We start from the raw sequence: 20362 nt of genomic DNA on the forward strand, positions 1-20362 counted from the left end.
CATTACCCTTCATTTCAAGATAGCTTATTTTAATTTGCATGCAAAGTAATTGCAATCAGAATTTAGTTGCTCTATTATTTTGTATACAAAGTAATTAATTTGAAAATTTTAAATCTTAGGAGTTCACTATGAATGTATTACAAAATGTAGCTTATACAGCAAAAGCTAGGGCAACAGGCGGACGTGAAGGGGTAGCTAAATCGGATGATGGTCGTTTAGATGTTAACTTATCAACGCCTAAAGGGTTAGGTGGTGACGATGGGCAAGGCACTAATCCAGAGCAATTATTTGCAGCAGGTTATGCAGCGTGTTTTATTGGCGCACTTAAATTTGTAGCCGGTAGCGAAAAAGTTGCTTTACCAAGCGATACTTACATTAACTCTGAAGTGTCTATTGGTGCTATTGAAGGCGGTTTTGGTATTGCTGTAAAACTTGCTGTATCACTAGGTGATATGGACAAAGCAGCGGCGCAAGAGCTGGTAAATAAAGCACATCAAGTATGCCCATACTCAAACGCAACACGCGGTAATATTGAGGTAGAACTTTCAGTTATTTAATTTACCTCTTTATATTGTTTATAAAAACACGCCATGAGTGATCATCGCGTGTTTTTTATTCGCTACTATATTTTTAAATGAATTGAAAATAGATAAATTCAGTTACATTCGAAATTTCATATATTCACTATTCCATATGTTTGTTTTTTGTTTTATTGTATGTGCATAAACCAAACGAGGACGCTATGGAACAACTCAACCCACTACAGTTTTATAAATGCTTAGCTGACGATACGCGCTTAAAAGCCATGCTGCTAATTAGCCATGAGCAAGAATTATGTGTATGCGAGCTTGTGGCTGCCCTTGAGCTTAGCCAGCCTAAAGTATCTCGTCATTTAGCCCAGCTTAGGCAATGTGGCTTATTGAGCGATCGTAAGCAAAATCAATGGGTGTATTACAGTATTAATAAAGCCCTACCAGAGTGGGCTGAAAATGTACTAGCACAAACCCGTAGCGCTAATATTGAATTTTATAACGATGATTTAAATCGACTCAATGCAATGGGTAACCGCCCTGAGCGTGCAGCAAACTGCTGTTAATTAACTTTTAAAGGTATTTATTATGACAATTAAAGTAGGGATTAATGGTTTTGGCCGTATGGGGCGCTTAACATTGCGTGCTGCACTTGATTGGCCTGAAATTGAATTTATTAAAATTAATGATGTTGCTGGCGATGCTAAAACGCATGCACATTTACTCGAATTTGATTCAGTACATGGGCGCTTGGCACACAATGTAACAGCATCAGCGCACAGCTTTAGTGTAGGTAAACACACCATTGCTGTAACTAATAATAAAAACATTGATGATACTGATTGGTCAGATTGCGATGTAGTCATTGAAGCCAGCGGTGTGATGAAAACCACCGAATTATTAAATCACTACCTAGCTCAAGGTGTAAAACGTGTGGTAGTGACTGCACCGGTGAAAGAAGACGGTATTTTAAATGTAGTGATGGGCGTAAATGATGATTTATATAATCCTGATGAGCATAAAATTGTTACAGCGGCATCATGTACAACAAACTGTTTAGCGCCAATTGTTAAAGTACTACAAGAAAAAGTGGGTATTAAACACGGCTCTATGACTACTATTCACGATATAACTAACACCCAAACTATTATTGATGCCCCACATAAAGACTTACGTCGAGCTCGCTCATGTGGTACCAGTTTAATTCCCACCACAACAGGCAGTGCTACGGCTATTACGCATATTTTCCCTGAGCTTAAAGGGAAACTTAATGGCCATGCTGTTCGTGTACCACTTACTAATGCATCAATTACCGACTGTGTATTTGAGCTTGAACACGGTGTTACGCAAGATGAAGTAAACGAGTGGTTTTATCAGGCTGCAGAGGGCACATTAAAAGGGATTTTAGGTTATGAAGAGAAGCCACTTGTGTCTATTGATTATAAAACCGATCCGCGTAGTTGTACTATTGACGCGCTTTCTACCATGGTGATTAATAATACCCAGCTTAAATTATATGCTTGGTACGATAATGAGTGGGGATATGCAAACCGTACCGCCGAACTTATGCTAAAAGTAGCAAAAAGTGATGTAGTTAATTAGCCCAAGGTATTAACCATGTTTGCTCAACTTAGTGATTTACCTCAAGCGATAAAACAATATTTAATTATTACCGGTAATTATTGGGCGTTTACTTTAACCGATGGGGCGCTGAGAATGCTGGTGGTGCTGTATTTCCATCAGCTAGGATATGATGCACTTGCCATCGCTATGCTGTTTTTGTTTTATGAAGTGTTTGGGGTGATCACTAACTTAGTGGGGGGGTGGCTTGGCGCGCATTTAGGCTTAAATAAAACCATGAATATTGGCTTAGGCATACAGCTTGTTGCCTTAGCTATGTTATGTGTACCTAGTGATTGGCTGGGCGTTTTTTACGTTATGGCTGCACAAGCGCTCAGTGGTATTGCCAAAGATTTGAATAAAATGAGTGCTAAAAGCGCAATTAAGTATTTAGTGCCTGATGACGAAACAGGGCAAAGTAAACTATATAAATGGATTGCGTTACTAACCGGTTCAAAGAATACGCTCAAAGGCATAGGCTTTTTTTTAGGTGGGTTACTATTAACTCTAGTGGGTTTTAAAGGCGCATTATTTGTCCTGATTGCTTTATTAGGCGTTGCTTGGTTGGTTAGCCTTATTTACTTAAAAGGTGATATGGGTAAAGCCAAAAATAAGCCTAAATTTAAGGAGTTATTTTCAAAATCCAGAGCCATTAATTTACTCAGTGCTGCGCGATTATGTTTATTTGCTGCACGTGATGTATGGTTTGTAGTTGCGCTACCTGTTTATTTGGCCGCTCAGTTTAACTGGGATCATTGGTGGGTAAGTGGTTTTATGGCACTGTGGGTTATTGCCTATGGAGCTGTGCAGTCACAAGCCCCTAAAATAACCGGTAATTCGGCTAATAAAATCGATGTGCTTAATAAGGCATACTACTGGGCCATTGCTTTAACGGGGGTGACTTTTATATTAGCAGTGCTCATGCAGTTTAATATTGCTATTCATATTAGTTTGCTCATCGGTTTGTTAGTTTTTGGTGCGGCCTTTGCAGTTAATTCCTCTTTACATAGTTACCTTATAGTCAGCCTTGCTAAAAGCGATGCAGTATCACTTGATGTGGGCTTTTATTACATGGCTAATGCAACCGGTCGACTGGTTGGGACAGTATTCTCAGGATTAGTGTATAAACTATATGGATTACAAGCTTGCTTGTGGGTAAGTGTTAGCTTGCTTTTTGTTGTTGTGTTAGTGACTCTGCGACTAAATAAGCAAAGTTAAATGGTCGTTGGTTATGAGATTAAGTTATCCATATTATTTTAAAATAATTAATAATATGTTGTTTAATTTGGTCTAAACTAAAAATAAATAAGTAAAGCAAGGTAGTTATAAATGCGGGAAATAGCGTTAGCAAAAAAGTTATTATGGATAAGCGTCGGAAGTATACTTTTAACGGTAGTACTATTTTCAGGCATACTTTGGTCTAAACTCTCATCGAGTAATGCCAACACTTCTGCAGAAGCTGAGACTCTAATTGTTAATGAGGTCGATGGGCGATTAACAGCAAATGCAGCCGCCTATGGTGAAAAAATTGCCGCCTTTATTAATGAAGCTTACCGAATACCTTTTTCACTTGGTAGTATTTTAGAAGATGCCGATAAAGCCTCAATAAAGCGTGATTCAGTTGTTTCTTTAAATCGTTCAATATTAGAAAGTAATGATGTTATTTCCTCTATTTATTCACAGTTTGAAAAAAATGGTTTTGATGGTAAAGATAGTGAATTTACTCAAGGATACAATCACTCTGTTGCCGGTGCTGGAACATTAGAAATTTATTTTACCAAAAACAGCAATGGTTTGGTTGAGCAACAGGTTGTAGAAGACGCGGAAGAAAAATACGCGGATAAAATAAACGAATTTGGTTTACGTGAGGCAGAGTGGTACTTGTGTGCTAAAGACAAGCTAAAACCATGCATTATGGAACCCTACTTGTATGAGATTACACCGGGTTACTCAGAAATGATGACCTCACTTGTTGTTCCTGTTATTAAATCAGGCAAGTTTGTAGGCGTTACAGGGGCGGATATAACTTTACCTGTATTTCAAAAACTAACAGAAGAACTTTCAAAGGCGCTTTACGATGGCAAAGCAAAAGTAACGTTACTTAGTCATTTGGGTTTAATTGTTGGTACAAGTCATTACAAAGAAAAATTAGGCCGCCCACTAAAAGAAGCTGTTAGCGCTAAAAGTTATGAGAGTTACAAAGCACTAAAAGGCACTAAAGGAATAAACAAACAGGGCGCTGAAATAATGGTGTCTTACCCGATTGAAATTAAGCTTGCTGATGTGAAATGGATGCTGCTAATTGAAGTACCCGCTGAACTTGCCTTTGAAGGACCTATTCAATTAACTGCGGGCATGTCTGAGGCTGCAAAAGAGCTGGGTGTGATTATTTTGATCACTGGGACTGTGATTGCGGTATTGGCATTTATAGTAATGAAGCTTGTAGTAGGCAGTGTTGTGGCTCCTCTTAGACAAATTCAGGAGCGGGTTGACAACTTAGCAAGCTCTGAAGGTGATTTAACACAAACTCTGCATGTTGATACTCACGCTGAGCTTATAGCTCTGGCTGGAGGATTTAATAAGTTTTTATCAAAACTTCGTGAATTGATCAGTGAGCTTAAAGCGGTCTCAGATCAAACCAAGCACCAAGGTGAAGTTACCTCAAATATTGCGGTAGAAACCAAGCATAATGTGCAGGCACAGTTTAAAGAAATTGAAAGTGTGGTTACTGCAATGAACGAAATGAGCGCGACAGCACTTGAAGTGGCAAAAGCTTCAGAGCAGTCGGCGCAACAAGCTGATGAAATTAACACCTTAGTGGTTAGTAGCGAATCGAGCTTATCATCGGCTATGACGCAAGTTAAAACCATGTCTGAAGAAATTAAAGAAGCTAATCAGGCAGTAGAAAAAGTAGCATCGCGTAGTAATGATATTACTCAAATACTTGATGTGATCCGAACTATCTCTGAGCAAACTAACTTATTAGCACTAAACGCAGCTATTGAGGCTGCACGAGCTGGGGATCACGGACGTGGTTTTGCCGTTGTTGCTGATGAGGTTAGAGCTTTAGCATCTAAAACGCGCTCCTCAACCGATGACATTAGTAGTTTAATCGATAGCTTACTTTCAGAAGTGGGTAATGCATCAACTGTTATCGAAAAAGGTGTAGTACGCGCCGAAACTGCAGTAGATGAAACCTCAACAGCTTTTGATGCACTGCACAGTGTGGTTGTGAAAGTAGATGAAATAACCAATCAAATTACTCATATTGCAACGGCTGCTGAAGAGCAAAGCTTAGTCACCGAAGAAATAAATCGCAACTTGACGATAATTTCTGATGCTGCTTCACAGCTTTCTGATTTATCTGCTCAAGCAGGCGATAGCAGCGAAGAGTTAAATAAACTAGTTGCGCAGCAAGACTCTGAGCTTAATAAATTAAAAACCTAGACGTTGACTTGGGTTTTAGATTAAAAAGGCAGCTAACTTTATTAGCTGCCTTTTTATTTTAAGCTAAAGACTCTTCATGAGTGAAAACATGTTTTCGATCATTGGTTTGGCCAACTTTTCTACATTTGGTCGATTAAAATAACTACGTAAACCAGTAAATTGTATTTGGAAAAAACGAGCATAATCTATAGCCGAGGTATTTCCACTGAGCTCTTTATTAGCTATAGCGTTTGTAAATAGTTCAGTAAGGTAATGTTCAAAGTCTATCATCAGCTCTACGCTGATTTGATAAAGATAGCTGTCTTTATCAACAAACTCATTATTTGCCTTAACTAACATGCAGATAGAACTTGGAGTATGACTTTGTGAGGAAATAACAACATATTCTACAAAGTCTTGCAATGCTTCAAGAATACTGCTGCATGATACTAAACGTTCATCTATTAAGCTTTGCATTTGCTTGGCATAATTTTTTATCGCTTCACAATATAAACCTTCCTTAGAGCCAAATGCCGCATAAATGCTGCCTGGACGCATATTAATTGCATCTTGTAAATCGCGGGTAGATGTAGCATGAAAGCCCTTCTCCCAGAATAATTGACTAGCGGCATAAACAACTTGCTCGCGTTCAAATTTAACTTTATTGGCCATGATAGTTTCTATTAAGTTGAGCAACTGTTCAATTTTAACTTGAGCGATCGCTCAAAATCAAATAGTATGTGTCTCGATGTTACTTAAAACTATTTTTTAATTGGAGTTAGTGATGGACGAATTTACCTTATACACACAAGAAAATGCATCAGAAGAAGCACAACCTCTATTGGCAGACTCTATTGCTGCTTTTGGTATGTTACCCAACCTTCATGCTGTAATGGCTGAGGCGCCAGCCTTACTTAAAGGCTACCAAGTACTGCATGAGCTATTTCAAAAAACATCATTCAATGCAAAAGAATTAACCGTTGTTTGGCAGTCAATTAATGTTGAACATGCGTGTCATTATTGCGTGCCAGCACATAGTGGTATTGCTGCTGCTATGAAAGTTGATAAAAGTATTGTTGATGCGCTAGTTAATAAAACGCCATTGGAGGATGTAAAACTTGAAGTTCTTCGTGAAACAACCCTTGAGATGACACGCGAACGAGGTGTGCTAAGCCAGTCACAGCAGGATAAGTTTTTTGCCGCTGGCTATACAAAGCAACAGCTTTTAGAAATTGTATTGGGTCTTGCGCAAAAGGTGATGAGTAATTACACCAATCATCTTGCAGATACGCCAGTGGATGATGCGTTTAAGAAATTTGTAAAATGATAGGTTAGCCGCTATTTAGCCATTAAGTTATATCGATTTAATGGCTAAATAATTTTTATATAAAGATGAAGCTGTTTATTTAAATTTAACGTCTTTATTACTGCGATAGTAAGTGCGAACTTCCGGTTTAGTCCATTCACCTTTTTTTAAATAAGAAGTAGACACAACAAACTGTTGGTCTTTAAATTCACTGGTTGATTTCACTTTAGTGATCCCTTCTTGGCTACCAGTGACATCTTCATAGGCCACAAATTGTGTTGGGCTCAGTACTTTCATGACGCCTTTAGTATAAAAGCCAGCTGTTGTGAAATAATAGAAAACAAGTGACTGTTTTTTACGATCATAGAAAATCATTGATTCCCCTCCATACTCACCCTCATTAATAGAGTGTGTAGTACGAATGGCTTTACCATTAAGTACGCGCTGCCATTTACTCACATCTTGAATGCTTGACTCACCTTTTTCGGTATTAAAATCAGCTTGCCAAGTCCCTAAGTAGGGCGTGAAAATCGCAAGTTCTGGTGCTAGTGACTCTGTTTTATTATTCGCTAGAGTGCTAAATATAGATAGCGATAACAGCAGCATCGCGGCCTTTAAATATGTCATAATTAACCCGAGTGTTTATTTATTATTCTTATTATAGGCGATTATTTTTTGATAAAAAGTACCTTAATTATATTTTCGAGCGTGTTTATAGCTTTACTATGGCTTGCTTATTTAAATCATAAAATTGAGATGTTCGTACCGATATATATTTCACTACTCAGTGGTATTACATTTTTATATTATGCGTGGGACAAACGAAAAGCAGTACAGTCGAATCGCAAGCAAGTAAGTCGTATACCTGAACGACATTTACATCTCTGTGCTCTATTGGGAGGATGGCCTGGTGCACTTATAGCGCAGCAGACTTTAAGGCATAAGTCACAAAAGCGTGTATTTATAGTGATATTGTGGCTGTGTATAGCGGTGAATTTAAGCTTGGGTAGTTATGTATGGTATGTTTATTATTAATGTTTAAATGCCTTTATTCATTAAAGGCATTTCACTTTTTTAAACAGTCTATTGCGCTGATTGGCTTAACTGTTTTTCATCGAGCTCTATAGTTAAAATGGTTTTTTTATCAACCGTTACCCATTTTCTATAAGTTACATAGCCCGCTTTACTTACTTCAATATCATATTTACCAGCATCTAGTTCAATTGCATCTTGATATACAGGCACTATATTCATTATCCGTACTCTAGAATCAGCTGGGTTAGTAATAACCGTAAGTGATATTGGTGCACTTTCTTCGCTCACTTGAGGGGTTGGCTCAATAACGACATCTTCAGTTTTGCTGGTTTTAGATGTTGCTGAACAGCCTGAGAGTATGAGGGCTGCAGCTAGTAAGCTTAAATTTTTCATAGGTACTCCATTAATTATAAAAACTCTAAATATGTAAAATCTTGGCGGAGTGTATGATGATATGAATGCACTCGTCGTCCTTGACTTTGTTATCTGTATTTTGATTTTAGTCTAATAGCTATGTAATCGTTATTCAATCACCACTGTGCTATTTTTGAGCAATAAATATATACTCTTTTTAAAGCATATTATCTAAAGACTGAGTAATCGCTTCACTTTTTTCAACTAAGCGCTCAGCAGCTTTATACATTCTTTTTTTCATTAAATCGTTAGCTGTGCTGATGTAACGTCTCGATAATTCTTTTCTCAACGAGACTAAAAGTGAGAAGTCATTCGGTAATGCTGTTGATTCAGACTTAATAAACTCTTCAAACTCCATTAACGCTTTATGATCTTCTATTGTTTCTAATTGAGCCGAGAAACGTTGAAACTTAGGACCATAAAACACCACTGCATCGGCACGCGGAAAGTCGGCTTGTTCGCCTAAATTAACCTTTTGCTGATACGCAGTTAATGCATTAATAGCAGACTCTCGCTGCATTAAATTTGCTAGTAACTCATCCGCTTTTTTGTTGTTTGTAAAAACGATTTTACCCACGTTTAAGAGAACTTTTTGGGTGATCACATCGTCACTTTCTATAGCGGTATTTAACGCAACAGTGAAATTATCAAGGTGAAGATCTGTTGGCTGATAACGGTAAGTTTTATCAACTTCTTTTAAGTCTGAAACTAAGTGAGCAATACTATTGGGCTGCTCTTCGTTATAACGCGACTGTTCAAGTAATAAATCGATTCTGGCTGTAATATCAAAAATAATTGATTGGCGTTCTCTAAGTACACTTTCTAATTGCATCGATAGTTTTTCTGAATCAGGGTAATAATCTAATGCATCAGAGTAGACGGCTATGATTTTATCGAAATCTTTAAATTTACGACCTGCAATATTATTAAACTGATTAGCTTCATCATTAAAGCTCTCTAATATGCTTTGCTGGTTTGATCTTAGTAACCCTTGTTTAAGCACTTCATATTGTGGTGGAATTTGTTCAAGTTTGTTTAAAATAGTTGGCCCCTGCCAAGACATCCACGCTTCTACTTGTTGGTTAATCGCTTTGGCATTATCGAGTTGTGCCTGTAATTGTTTTGTATTATCTGAGCTTGAGTAATAATTTTGCGCAATTAAACCAATAATGGCGATACTGGCGACGCTTGCAAAAATGGCTGGCTTTAAGTTTGTTGTGAGACTTTTTAAAATGGGCTCTAATGATTCAAGCCTTTGATTCGCATTTAAAACTAATGCTTTATTTAAATTGTTCCACAAAAGAATAGGGCAGTTACTTGGTTTTTTAACTGCTGTATTTTTAGGTACTTTGTCTGCAGCAACACGGTTAAATGGGTGTTTACTACTAAGTAGTTCATAGGCAATACAGGCAAAAGAAAAAACATCGTCTTTTACTGATGCTTCACTACCCTTTAATTGCTCAGGACTTGCATATGTTGGGGTGTAGCCGCCAATAGTTGCCAGTTCACTGTCATTTTTTACAGCGTATTGATCGTCTAAGCTTTTGTGTTTGGCAATACCAAAGTCAAGCACCTTAAGGTTGCCGTTAGAGTCAAAAATAATATTTGAGGGCTTAAGGTCGTTATGAATTACGCCTCGCGAGTGGGCATAAATTAGCGCATTGGTTAATTGCTCTAAAATAATTTTTGCTTTTTTAAACGCTAAACCTGAGGGTTTATTACGTTTAATAATTTGTTCCAGTGTTTCCCCTTCAATTAACTCCATAGTGACATAATATAAATCGCCATCAGAATCTGCTGAGTACACTTTTACAATACTTGGGTGGGAAAGTTGCTGTGTTTTTGCTGTTTCATCTTTTAGTAATGAAATAGCTTCTTCAGAGCTTGAAAATTCTTCCTGAAGTACTTTAATTGCTACTGTGGCTTCTGAGCGATTACTGCTTTCTAAAAAAGTATCGCGCGCCCGATAAATGTAGCACATACCGCCTTGGCCAATCAGCTCTTCAATTAAGTAGCGGCCAGATATTTTTTTGCCAAGTAGGTTTTGCTTGCGAATGTTTGACGTTTTTTTTGTGTTTGAGTCTAGGGAAGCAATCTGAGTTTTATCGTTGTGATCATTAGTACTACTCATAAAAAATCCTTTTATTGTGTTAAGTTAAATAATTACAAAGGTAAATATTCTCTGCTTATCTATCAATTTTCCCTCTGATATGAGTATGTATTTTACAAAAATATACAATTATAGCAATGCCTGAGTGACATATTGTTGTTGGTAAATTTCCCTTACTATATATTGAAAAAGTCGGTTTAAAGCTAGAAGGGGTCTCTAAACAGGCTGTTTTTGGCCTAGTTATAAAGCATTACGGTAAAATCTTTCATCGCTGTGTAATGTGTTTATCAAACATCTTGTTTTAGAGACAAAATCAAGAGCGCAATATTTTCTTGTGTTAATTTCAATGTTGACAATAGTTTCGCTTCTACTTTATCCTGTTCACAATAACGATATAAGGGACTGACTTATCAAATGGAACTGATACTAAACATCACTAGTTATCACAGACTTTCGCCTGAAATAGAAGCCACTAAAACTGTAACAGATTCATTAACTTTTGGTCGCTCTGAAGCGTGCGATTGGCATTTACCCGATCCCGAAAAAATAATCTCAAGTAAACACGGTATAATAGAAAAAGAAGGTGACTCTTTTTACGTATACGATAATTCAACTAATGGATTATTTATTAACTTTGCTGTAGCGCCGCTTGGTCAAGGCAACAAACAACGTTTGTCAGACAGTGACGTATTAACCATCGGCGATTTTCAAGTCAATGTAGTGCTAACATCAGATCAACAAGCTGATGTGAGTAGTTCTGCTCCAAGTCATTTTCAATCAGTAGATACTTTCGCTACGCAAAACTCTCAACCGGCTGAGCAGTCTATACCTTCATTCGATGACTCGATTATGAATGAGTCGATGCCTGAGATATCAGTGACTGCGCAACAAACAACAGATAATCATATTCCTGAAGACTGGGATGAATTAACGCGCCTTATGAATACCGATGACTTTGACATTGGCAATAATGTTAGCAATTCATCAGCACCTGTTGATACTCCTGCGCCTGCGCCTATTCAAGAACCTCCTCGTTCAAATAGCCACGCTAATGAGCACAAACCTGACAAACAGTCTGCACCAATAAAGAACGTAGTTCAAAATGACAAGGCGTTATCTGATGCGTTTTTAAAAGGGTTAGGGATTAAAGATGAGCTTAAAAATTCGTTAGATAATGAAAAACTGTGGTTTGAAATGGGCCAAGGCCTTAATTTATTACTCACTGAGCTTATGGAATCTTTACGTCAACGCGCGATTGTAAAAAACAAATTAAGATTGAACCATACGATGTTTCAGGCTGAACAAAACAATCCATTAAAATTTTCTGCCAATATTGATGACGTTATTCAGAACTTGTTCATAAAAAATAGTGCAAGCTTTCTGTCTTCGAATGAATCTATTAAAGAAAGCTTTATAGACACACGTAAGCATGAGCATGCTTTACTCGCTGGTGCAGATGGTGTGTTAAAAGGGATGTTATCGCAGGTTTCTCCCATGCAAATTAATCAACAGGCAAACGATAATTCTAACGTGTTAAAAATTATCCCTGGTCAAATAGAGTCTAAATGCTGGAAGTTATATCAAAGTTTATATGATGATATTTCTCAGGAAGTGAACACTAAAGGCGCCATGGCAATGTCTGATGATTTTTTAAAGGCATACAACGATCGAATCAAAGAAACGCACTAGAAAGGAAAGTAAATAATGTACAAAGTTAAGCTCTACTTATTGAGTTTTAGTTTACTATTTTTGGTTATGGGATGTACTACGATGAATAAAATCGTACCTCCTTCTACCGATCTGATCATTAATGTATCTAAAAATGTTAATCCAGATACGTCAGAACGTCCTTCTCCAGTGGTAATGAAAATTTTTGAGCTTAGCTCAAGAACTATTTTTGACACGCAGGACTTTTTTAGCTTGTACGACACACCAGAAAAAATCCTCGGACCTGACTTATTAAAAAAAGATGAATTAGAACTTCAGCCTGACTCAATACAACAATATAAAATGAGCCTTAATCGTAATACTCGTTACGTTGGGGTTGTTGTTGCTTATAGAAATATAGATCAAGCAAGGTGGAGAGCGGTTATAGAAGTTGACCCTACCGGCTATGACGATATCAATGTTAATGTAGAAGCAATTGCGACATACATGAGAGAGCAATAAAAAAGGATTTTTAAAAATGGGTGATAACACTCGTGTTGCTTGGACTGAAGGAATGTTTTTAAGACCTCAGCACTTTCAACAAGCAGATAAATATATTTCTAATGTTATCAAGCAAGTATGCAGTGGCAATCTTGCTGATCCGTGGGGAATAATCGATATAAGTATTGATAATGAATTGCTTAACAGCGGGCAGTTTGCTGTAGACGCATTATCAGCAATCACTCCAGATTTATTACCAATAGATATGCCTCAATCAACATCATTACCTGAACCGCTAGTGGTTAATAAAGATGTTTTTGATGAGATTGTTTATCTTGCTATCCCTGCGCTAAAAAATAGCGGGATTAATATATCTTCAGCCGACGATAACACCGTTACTCGGTATAAGCTCAATGACTTGTCAGTGAGTGATGATTTATTAGGGGCACAATCTCAGGAAATTATTCAAGTTGCGAAAGTGTATAGCAAATTGATGCTGTCTTCTGATGATCATTCAGGCTATATCGTATTACCTTTAGCTAGAATTATAGATGTGAGTAGTGAAGGGCAAATAAAGTTAGATGCTAAGTATATTCCTCCTTCTTTAAAAGTAGGGCAATGCAAACCTTTATCAGGGCTGGTCAGAGAAATTGGCTCAATGATAAAGCAGCGCGCTGAAAGTATAGCCGCTAGGCTCAGTCAAGGCTATGCAGGGAGTACCTCAGTTGCAGATTTTATCATGCTGCAAACACTAAATAAGTATGATGCGATATTTAATAACTTGCTTAGTGTCAATAGCTTACACCCTAATGTATTTTATAGTCGTTTAATTGAGCTTGCGGGCGAGTTGTCAACTTTCAGCACAGCTAATAAGAGGGTACCTAAATTACCTAATTATGATCATACTAATTTAGGACAGGTATTTAATGAAGTGGTTAACTTTTTATACCAATCGTTAAGCCATGTTATTGAGCAAACAGCAACTGAAATTAAACTTGAGCAAAGTAAATTTGGTATTTCTTTTGGTGCGTTAAAAGACAAGTCAATTCTCAATTCAGCTCAATTTGTTTTAGCAATCAAAGCAAGTGTGCCACATGAAGAATTAAGAAAAATTCTGCCTTCGCAAATAAAAATTGGCAGTGTAGAAACTATTCGAGATCTGGTAAATAACCAAATTCCAGGTATTACGATTAGCAATTTACCAACAGCACCAAGACAAATTCCTTATCATGCTGGTTTTCATTATTTTGAATTAAATAGGCATGGTGAACATTGGGATAAATTACGTTCCAGCGGGGGAATTGCTATTCACCTCTCAGGAAATTACCCAGAGCTACAACTAAGCCTTTGGGCGATAAGAACTTAACTTTTTAAAAGGAAGAGTTTCAATGGACGAAACCATTATCAAACCTCGCCCAGGTCGATTAGGGCGAAATACGCCAAGTAGTAATCCGGCACAAAATGATGCTGATAAAACAGTGATGTCGGTCGAGCCACCTTCTTCAAAGCCATTAGGTAGTAACAAAGTATCGATATTTAAAAATCCTTTGTTAGAAGCAGCAACCGATTGTTTTTCTCTTGTAATTTCAATTAATCAATCGCTTGAAATGAGCAACCTCGCAGCGCTTAAACATCGTTGTGTTGAGGCAATCAAACGATTTGAAGTGGAAGTTCGCAATCAGCACTTATCAAAAGAAGTGATCAATAATTCCCGCTATTGTTTGTGTGCCATTCTTGATGAGTCTGTATTGAACTCAAAGTGGAGTTCAATGGAATGGGCAGATGAAAGTCTACTTTCTACTTTTCATAAAGAAACATTTGGCGGTGAATATTTTTATACGTTACTTGATTCAGGCTTAGGTCAACCAGAAAGAAATCAACAGTTTTTAGAGTTGCAATATCACTGCTTAAATTTAGGGTTTAAAGGTAAATATCGCCTAGGTGCCGGCGGTGATACAAAAATCGAAGAATATCGTTCACAACTTTATCATTTATTAAATCAACTTAATGGGCCAATTAACAACAAGCTGTCTCCAAACTGGAAGCAAAGAGTAGCAGCCGGTGTTGAACTGAGAAATCAAGTTCCGCTATGGGTTATATTTTCTGTATTGGGGCTAATATTATTGATGATCTATTTATCAATAAATATGAAACTAAATAATGATGTTGTTGCGATTAATGAAAAGCTAGCCGGTATTCACCCCTTAGCAGTCAACCAGATGGTTGATAAAAAAGATCAGCAATTACGTGTCCTTGAACAGTTGTTGCAAACAGAAATTAAAATGGGGATTGTTGCCGTTGCTAAAACCTCAGATGGGATCCGCATTACAATCAACAGTGAAAACTTGTTTAAGCAAGGAGACGCGCAACTTCTCCCTTCATTCCAGCCTATTTTAGAAAAGTTAGCGTTAAGCCTAGAAGGAACTAAAGGGCGAGTCCTCATAACAGGTCATACAGATGATTTACCAATTAGTACTGATACGTACCCTTCTAATTGGCATCTATCTTTAGCCAGAGCAACACAAGTTGCTAATTTAATGGCTAAAAGCACCAACTTGAGCGGCCGTCTATGGCCAGAAGGAAAGGGCGCAGCAGAGCCTATCGCCAGCAATTCAGATTCAGCTTCTCGGTCGTTAAACCGCAGAATTGAAATCGATCTATTATTTTAATGAGGCTGTAATGAGTTTCTCACAAAAATTTAAGAAAATAACCTACGCACTAACGTCTCGAACCGCTATGTTAATTATCGGTTTTTTAGCCTTATCATTATTAATTTGGTTTGGTGGTCCTTTAATTGCAGTGGCCGATTATGTTCCGCTTGCCGGTGTCGCAGCAAGACTATTAACTATTTTATTGATAGTTCTCGTTTTTTCAGTAACCAAAATTTATCGCCTTATGCAGCAAAGCAAACGTGATGAAAAAATGGCAGATGAGTTAATAGATAATAACGATGCAAACAGTAGTGAAGTTAACGAAGAAATAACCACCCTAAAAACCAGAATGAATGAAGCCATAGATTTACTCAAAGACGTAAAACTATTTAAAGGTAAAAATATATACCAATTACCTTGGTACATCATGATTGGTCCACCTGGCGCAGGTAAAACAACGGTTATTCATAACTCAGGCCTAGATTACCCATTAAAGGATAAGCTTGGGGTTGATTTAGTGCATGGTGTTGGTGGTACGCGCAATTGTGATTGGTGGTTTACCAATAAAGCGGTATTAATCGACACCGCAGGGCGTTACACAACGCAAAGTAGCCACGCTAAACACGACTCTAGAGCATGGGAAGGCTTTCTCGGCTTATTAAGAAAGCATCGCCCATTACGCCCTATAAATGGGGTAATGATCAGTATGGGGATTTCTGAACTTATGAGTCAGACCAAAACTGAACGAAATCTTCATGCGCGTGCTATAAAACAACGCCTTCAAGAATTACAAAACCAGCTTGGTATGACATTTCCCGTTTATGTTATTTTTTCTAAAGTAGACTTAATTGAAGGATTCAGAGAGTTCTTTGGCGAACTTACTGAGGAAGAATGTGAGCAAGTTTGGGGGATCACCTTTGAGCTTGATTTAGATAAAGATACCCAAGTCGATGCATTCAATAAAGAATTCCACGCTTTAATTTCTAAACTTACAGAGATGTTGAACCGTCGATTGATCAATGAGCGTAATGAAGCTATTCGAGCTAAAATCTTTGAGTTCCCCAGACAGTTGCGTGTGTTACAAGGCGTTGCTGATGACTTCTTAAAAGAGATTTTTACTCCTAACGCCTATGAAGAGTTACCTATGTTTAGAGGCGTGTATTTAACCAGCGCTACTCAAGAGGGTACCCCTTCGAGCTTTTTAAATGATGCAAGTGCAGATAAAACCGATTACATAAACCAATCTAAAAGCTTTTTTATTAAAAACGTTTTAGAGAGCGTTATTTTCCCTGAGCAAAACTTAGCAAGCACTAACAAACACCATGATAAGCAGAATAAGTGGCTTCGAATTGCTAGTGTGTCACTTGCGTGTATTGCTTTGTTCGGTTTTTCAATTTCTTGGTATTTTAGCTTTGCGTGGAATAGCAACTTAATTGATGCCACAGATGAAGCAGTTGCCACGTACCAAGAACTAGACTCATCGTCTTTTGATAGAAATAATCTACTGGTACTAAATGACAGACTAAATGCATTAAGAAACTTGCCAGCAACCAATGCTCAGTTAATTGATCCTGAAGATGCATCTTCAGTTGGCTTTAATAAGCTTACTGAAATTAAAGAGTCTTCTGCTAATGCTTACAAACGTTCTTTGCAAACCTATTTAGAGCCCTTCATTGCAAACACGTTAATAAAGGAAATGGAGGCTCACCCAGAGCATCTTAGCTATTTATATGAAACGCTCAGATGCTACTTAATGCTATTTAAACCTGAATATTTTGAAAGTGAAGATATTTCCGTTTGGTTTAGTGCATATTTAGATAGAAATTTGCCTGGTGATTTGAACATGCAGACGCGTAATGAGTTGATGAATCATATTGCTGCGTTGTTAAAAGAGGGCGTAACACAAACCGAAATAGATAATCAGGCGGTTCGCGTAGCTCGTGCAGAACTCACTAAACTACCGATTGCAGAAAGAGCATACCAGCGACTTCAAGCTGATTTTCTTGATAGCAGTATTCCGCCTTTCAGATTAACCGATATTATTAGCTTTGAAAGTGCGCAAAAGTTTACTTTTCGTAATAATGGTGATTTAACGCGCAGTATTCCGGGGCTATACACTTTTAACGGTTTTCATGGCATTTTTAATATTGAAAAAGGAAAAATGCTTGGCAACTTAATGGCTAGTAGCTGGGTGTATGGTCAAGAAGCCTCTGGCACGTATGATATTTCTAAAGCAGAGATAGAAAAGAAGCTAGAGCAACGTTACTTTCAAGATTATATCTATTATTGGCAGTCGTTTTTAGATGACTTGAGTCTTAATCAATACAGCTCACCTGCTGAGGGTGTGAATATTACTGATGTATTAGCAGGCTCCGAAGCGCCAATAAAAAATATCATCAATGCAGTTAAAAAGAATGTTCAACTAACTAAGCTACCTGTTTCTGAAAATCAAAAAGTCGCAGGGGATATTGCGGCTAATGCAGCTAAAGTTGCGATGCAAACGAAAGCAAATCGAATCAAACGCTTCTTACCTGACGAAGCGCCTAAGTTTGAGGTACAGCTACCGGGCTATCAAGTCGAAGAGGCGTTTGAAGATATTATCGATATAGACATTCAGCAGCTTGATAATATTCAGAAAAACTTAAGAGAGTTGAATATTTATCTAACTAAACTTGATAGAGGTGATCAGCTTAAATACTCAATTAAAGATCAAATAAGTGGTAAGAGTAAACCGAGTTTTATTCGCCAATTAGAGTACCAAAGTAGTGATTTGCCTTATCCGTTTAATAGTTGGTTGCTTGATATAAGTAGAGATACTAGCAACATCACCAAAAATAGTGCTAACAGACATTTAAATGAAATTTGGAAAAGCAAAGTGTTGCGCGAGTATAACGCGGCAATTGTGGGGCGTTACCCATTTGCTCCGCAGGCAGAAAAAGAAGTCAGCATTAAAGACTTTACTCGCTTCTTTGGCCCCAATGGCACCATAGATAACTTTTTTAATAGCTATGTAGCTCCGAGTGTGGACATGAGCTCTAGCCCGTGGAAATTTGAAAAAGATATTGGTATTAGCAATAACACCTTAAAAATGTTTGAGCACGCTTTCAAAATTCAAACCGCATTTTTTGAACGTGGTAGTGACACACCCCGAATTGAGTTTGGCTTACGTACTTTTAATTTAGATAAAACGGTATCTAGTTTAATGATTGAAATTGATGGCCAGTCAATGATTTACCGTCATGGTCCACTCAAAGTTACAAACTTTGTATGGCCTGGCGCCAGTGGCCAAAGTAAAACTCGCGTTGTGTTTACACCGCCAAACGGTGGGCGTTCAATTAACACGACTTATCAAGGCGAGTGGTCACTTTATCGAATGCTAGATGAGCTCAGTGAAAAGCGCAGCAAAACCCGTCAAGATCTAGAGTTACATTTCTCTTTGATGGGGAACAATGCAAAAGTAGAATTACTGCCTAGCTCAATCAGGCATCCGTTTTGGAACAGCAGTGTAGAGAAGTTTTCATGTCCGACCCGATTGTAGATATTGGTTATCTTGGCAAGGTGCCTTGTTTAGGCGACTTTGTTCAAGATAACGTAACTAAAGAGTTTTCAGAGCATTGGGAGCAATGGTTACAAGCTGCCATTGCTGTGAGCAAAGAGCAACTTGGTGATGTTTGGCAAGAAAGCTACCTAACAGGCCCTGTTTGGCACTTTGCCTTAAGCCCCAATATTGTGGGTGATACTGGCATTATGGGTACGTTATTGCCCAGTATGGATGCAGTAGGAAGGCACTATCCACTAACAGTAACTCGTGCAACTCATATTGCTCCGGTTGATGTGCTTCATTCTGGTGTTTTTTCATTAGAGTACGAAGATGCTGTTCTTAAAGTACTTGATGGCTCTGTGGATTTGTTCTCTTGGCGAAAAGAACTAGCCAGTACATTAAGTGAAGTTGCTGCAAATAAAAAGCAAGTAAGTTATGCCAATTCAAAAGATAAAAACAAGCAAGCAGTCGCACTAGAGTTTTCAGGCACAGAGTTAAGCGATCATATATTACAAGATGCCATGCATGCGATTTTACATAAAAAGTATGGTGATTACAGTGTTTGGTGGACTCATGGTTCTTGTAATATTAAGCCTATGGTACTGATCACTTCAGCTTTGCCGCCGGTTAATCAAGTAGCCGCTATGCTCGATGGACGTTGGAAGCATTGGGAATGGAACTACACACAGGTAAAGAATAGTGATTAGTAATTTAAGTACAAGTTATGCCATTACTCATAGAGGTGCAGTGAGGCAGCTTAATGAAGATGCGCACGTGGAAATTAACAGCCATAACTTATGGGTCGTGGCTGACGGAATGGGTGGGCATGAAGCGGGTGAAGTTGCTAGTCAATTAGTGGTTGATGTGATTAGAACTACTGTTGAAAAGCTCAGGCTAGAGGACTTGACCGTAAGTCATATTGTTAGCGCTATAGAAGATGCAAATAAGCAACTAACTCAGTATAGCGCTGAATATTTAAGCAATAAAACAGCTGGCAGTACAGTAACAGCTTTGTTTGTTAAGAATGAGCGCTATTACATATTATGGGCTGGTGATAGCAGAGCCTACTTATTACGTAATGGCAAACTAACGCAAGTTTCTCGAGATCATAGTCAAGTTAATGACTTAATCGACGAGGGAATGATCTCTGTTGAAGAAGCTAAAAGCCACCCATTATCTAACGTTATTACCCGTGCTGTAGGGGTAATGGATGAAGTGAAAGTTGATGTAATTGAGGGTGAGATAAACAAAGGCGACATCTTTTTACTGTGTTCAGATGGCCTTACCGGTGAATTATCAGATGAAGACATATGTTTGTCATTAGAGCCCAGTAGTATTATTGATTCAGGAATGGCTTTAATGCACTCCTCGTTAGTCAGAGGTGCTAAAGATAATGTGACTTGTATTTTAGTGAAATATGATGATGTAGATGCCAATCAATCGATACAATCTTGCAATATACAAGATGAGGCAACGATTCCATTGTTCACTAAGTAGCTGATTAAGCCTGTTTTAGTATATTTAAGAAAAAAATTGTAAATATATCAGGAACAAAAAAACTGTTATTTCAATTATTTATAA

The 20362-nt window shown here is 37.8% G+C and carries 18 protein-coding genes; 14 read left to right on the plus strand and 4 right to left on the minus strand.

Translation table 11 applies throughout. The features are described from left to right. Positions 1-128: 128 nt before the first annotated feature. The 5 genes from PUND_RS16055 (at position 129) to PUND_RS16075 (ending at position 5597) form a co-directional block, all read left to right on the plus strand. Positions 129-557 (plus strand): organic hydroperoxide resistance protein, encoded by a 429-nt coding sequence (locus PUND_RS16055; RefSeq protein WP_010389414.1) that lies wholly within the window; start codon positions 129-131, stop codon positions 555-557. A 185-nt stretch (positions 558-742) separates the two neighbouring features. Continuing rightward, positions 743-1096 (plus strand): metalloregulator ArsR/SmtB family transcription factor, encoded by a 354-nt coding sequence (locus PUND_RS16060; RefSeq protein ID WP_008108943.1) that lies wholly within the window; start codon positions 743-745, stop codon positions 1094-1096. Positions 1097-1118: 22 nt separating this feature from the next. After that, positions 1119-2132, plus strand: a complete 1014-nt coding sequence (locus PUND_RS16065; protein WP_010389412.1) for an ArsJ-associated glyceraldehyde-3-phosphate dehydrogenase — start codon at positions 1119-1121, stop codon at positions 2130-2132. 15 nt (positions 2133-2147) lie between these two features. Continuing rightward, positions 2148-3368 (plus strand): organoarsenical effux MFS transporter ArsJ, encoded by a 1221-nt coding sequence (gene arsJ / locus PUND_RS16070; RefSeq protein ID WP_010389411.1) that lies wholly within the window; start codon positions 2148-2150, stop codon positions 3366-3368. A gap of 111 nt (positions 3369-3479) precedes the next feature. After that, positions 3480-5597 (plus strand): methyl-accepting chemotaxis protein, encoded by a 2118-nt coding sequence (locus PUND_RS16075; RefSeq protein WP_010389410.1) that lies wholly within the window; start codon positions 3480-3482, stop codon positions 5595-5597. A gap of 63 nt (positions 5598-5660) precedes the next feature. Here PUND_RS16075 and PUND_RS16080 read toward each other — a convergent pair whose 3' ends face one another. Continuing rightward, entirely contained in the window at positions 5661-6248 is a 588-nt protein-coding gene (locus PUND_RS16080) for a TetR/AcrR family transcriptional regulator (protein ID WP_010389407.1), read from the minus strand. Between the two features lie 112 nt (positions 6249-6360). On the opposite strand from PUND_RS16080, the gene PUND_RS16085 reads away from it, so the two are divergent. Further along, positions 6361-6903, plus strand: a complete 543-nt coding sequence (locus tag PUND_RS16085; RefSeq protein WP_010389406.1) for a carboxymuconolactone decarboxylase family protein — start codon at positions 6361-6363, stop codon at positions 6901-6903. A 75-nt stretch (positions 6904-6978) separates the two neighbouring features. Here the strand turns inward: PUND_RS16085 and PUND_RS16090 are convergent, their stop codons facing one another. Next, positions 6979-7509 carry a hypothetical protein gene (locus tag PUND_RS16090; RefSeq protein WP_010389405.1) on the minus strand — a complete coding sequence of 177 codons (531 nt, stop codon included), beginning with the start codon at positions 7507-7509 and terminating at the stop codon, positions 6979-6981. A 48-nt stretch (positions 7510-7557) separates the two neighbouring features. Here PUND_RS16090 and PUND_RS16095 point away from each other — a divergent pair, with 48 nt between their 5' ends. Continuing rightward, entirely contained in the window at positions 7558-7917 is a 360-nt protein-coding gene (locus PUND_RS16095; RefSeq protein ID WP_010389404.1) for a DUF1294 domain-containing protein, read from the plus strand. A 48-nt stretch (positions 7918-7965) separates the two neighbouring features. Here the strand turns inward: PUND_RS16095 and PUND_RS16100 are convergent, their stop codons facing one another. Both PUND_RS16100 and PUND_RS16105 read right to left on the minus strand, forming a co-directional pair. Beyond that, the gene (locus PUND_RS16100) at positions 7966-8310 is read right to left on the minus strand and encodes a PEGA domain-containing protein (RefSeq protein ID WP_010389403.1); all 345 of its coding nucleotides are present in this window, start codon (positions 8308-8310) and stop codon (positions 7966-7968) included. 178 nt (positions 8311-8488) lie between these two features. Continuing rightward, positions 8489-10462, minus strand: coding sequence for a serine/threonine-protein kinase (locus PUND_RS16105; RefSeq protein WP_010389402.1), 1974 nt, complete (start codon positions 10460-10462; stop codon positions 8489-8491). A gap of 393 nt (positions 10463-10855) precedes the next feature. On the opposite strand from PUND_RS16105, the gene tagH reads away from it, so the two are divergent. Genes tagH through PUND_RS16140 form a run of 7 tightly spaced genes read left to right on the plus strand, consistent with a single transcriptional unit; the run spans position 10856 to position 20278 of the window. Further along, the gene (gene tagH / locus PUND_RS16110; protein WP_010389400.1) at positions 10856-12130 is read left to right on the plus strand and encodes a type VI secretion system-associated FHA domain protein TagH; all 1275 of its coding nucleotides are present in this window, start codon (positions 10856-10858) and stop codon (positions 12128-12130) included. Between the two features lie 15 nt (positions 12131-12145). Beyond that, positions 12146-12610: a type VI secretion system lipoprotein TssJ gene (gene tssJ, locus PUND_RS16115; RefSeq protein ID WP_010389398.1), complete on the plus strand. Its 465-nt coding sequence runs from the start codon at positions 12146-12148 to the stop codon at positions 12608-12610. A 16-nt stretch (positions 12611-12626) separates the two neighbouring features. After that, positions 12627-13955 (plus strand): type VI secretion system baseplate subunit TssK, encoded by a 1329-nt coding sequence (tssK, locus tag PUND_RS16120; protein ID WP_010389395.1) that lies wholly within the window; start codon positions 12627-12629, stop codon positions 13953-13955. 22 nt (positions 13956-13977) lie between these two features. Next, positions 13978-15258: a type VI secretion system protein TssL, long form gene (gene tssL / locus PUND_RS16125; RefSeq protein ID WP_010389393.1), complete on the plus strand. Its 1281-nt coding sequence runs from the start codon at positions 13978-13980 to the stop codon at positions 15256-15258. A gap of 10 nt (positions 15259-15268) precedes the next feature. Beyond that, positions 15269-18778: a type VI secretion system membrane subunit TssM gene (gene tssM, locus PUND_RS16130; protein ID WP_010389390.1), complete on the plus strand. Its 3510-nt coding sequence runs from the start codon at positions 15269-15271 to the stop codon at positions 18776-18778. After that, entirely contained in the window at positions 18760-19488 is a 729-nt protein-coding gene (tagF, locus tag PUND_RS16135; protein WP_010389388.1) for a type VI secretion system-associated protein TagF, read from the plus strand. The genes tssM and tagF overlap by 19 nt, the downstream gene beginning before the upstream one ends. Further along, positions 19481-20278: a PP2C family protein-serine/threonine phosphatase gene (locus PUND_RS16140; protein ID WP_010389385.1), complete on the plus strand. Its 798-nt coding sequence runs from the start codon at positions 19481-19483 to the stop codon at positions 20276-20278. The genes tagF and PUND_RS16140 overlap by 8 nt, the downstream gene beginning before the upstream one ends. The last annotated feature ends 84 nt before the right edge of the window (positions 20279-20362 follow it).

This window comes from Pseudoalteromonas undina (assembly GCF_000238275.3).
Lineage (GTDB): Bacteria > Pseudomonadota > Gammaproteobacteria > Enterobacterales > Alteromonadaceae > Pseudoalteromonas > Pseudoalteromonas undina.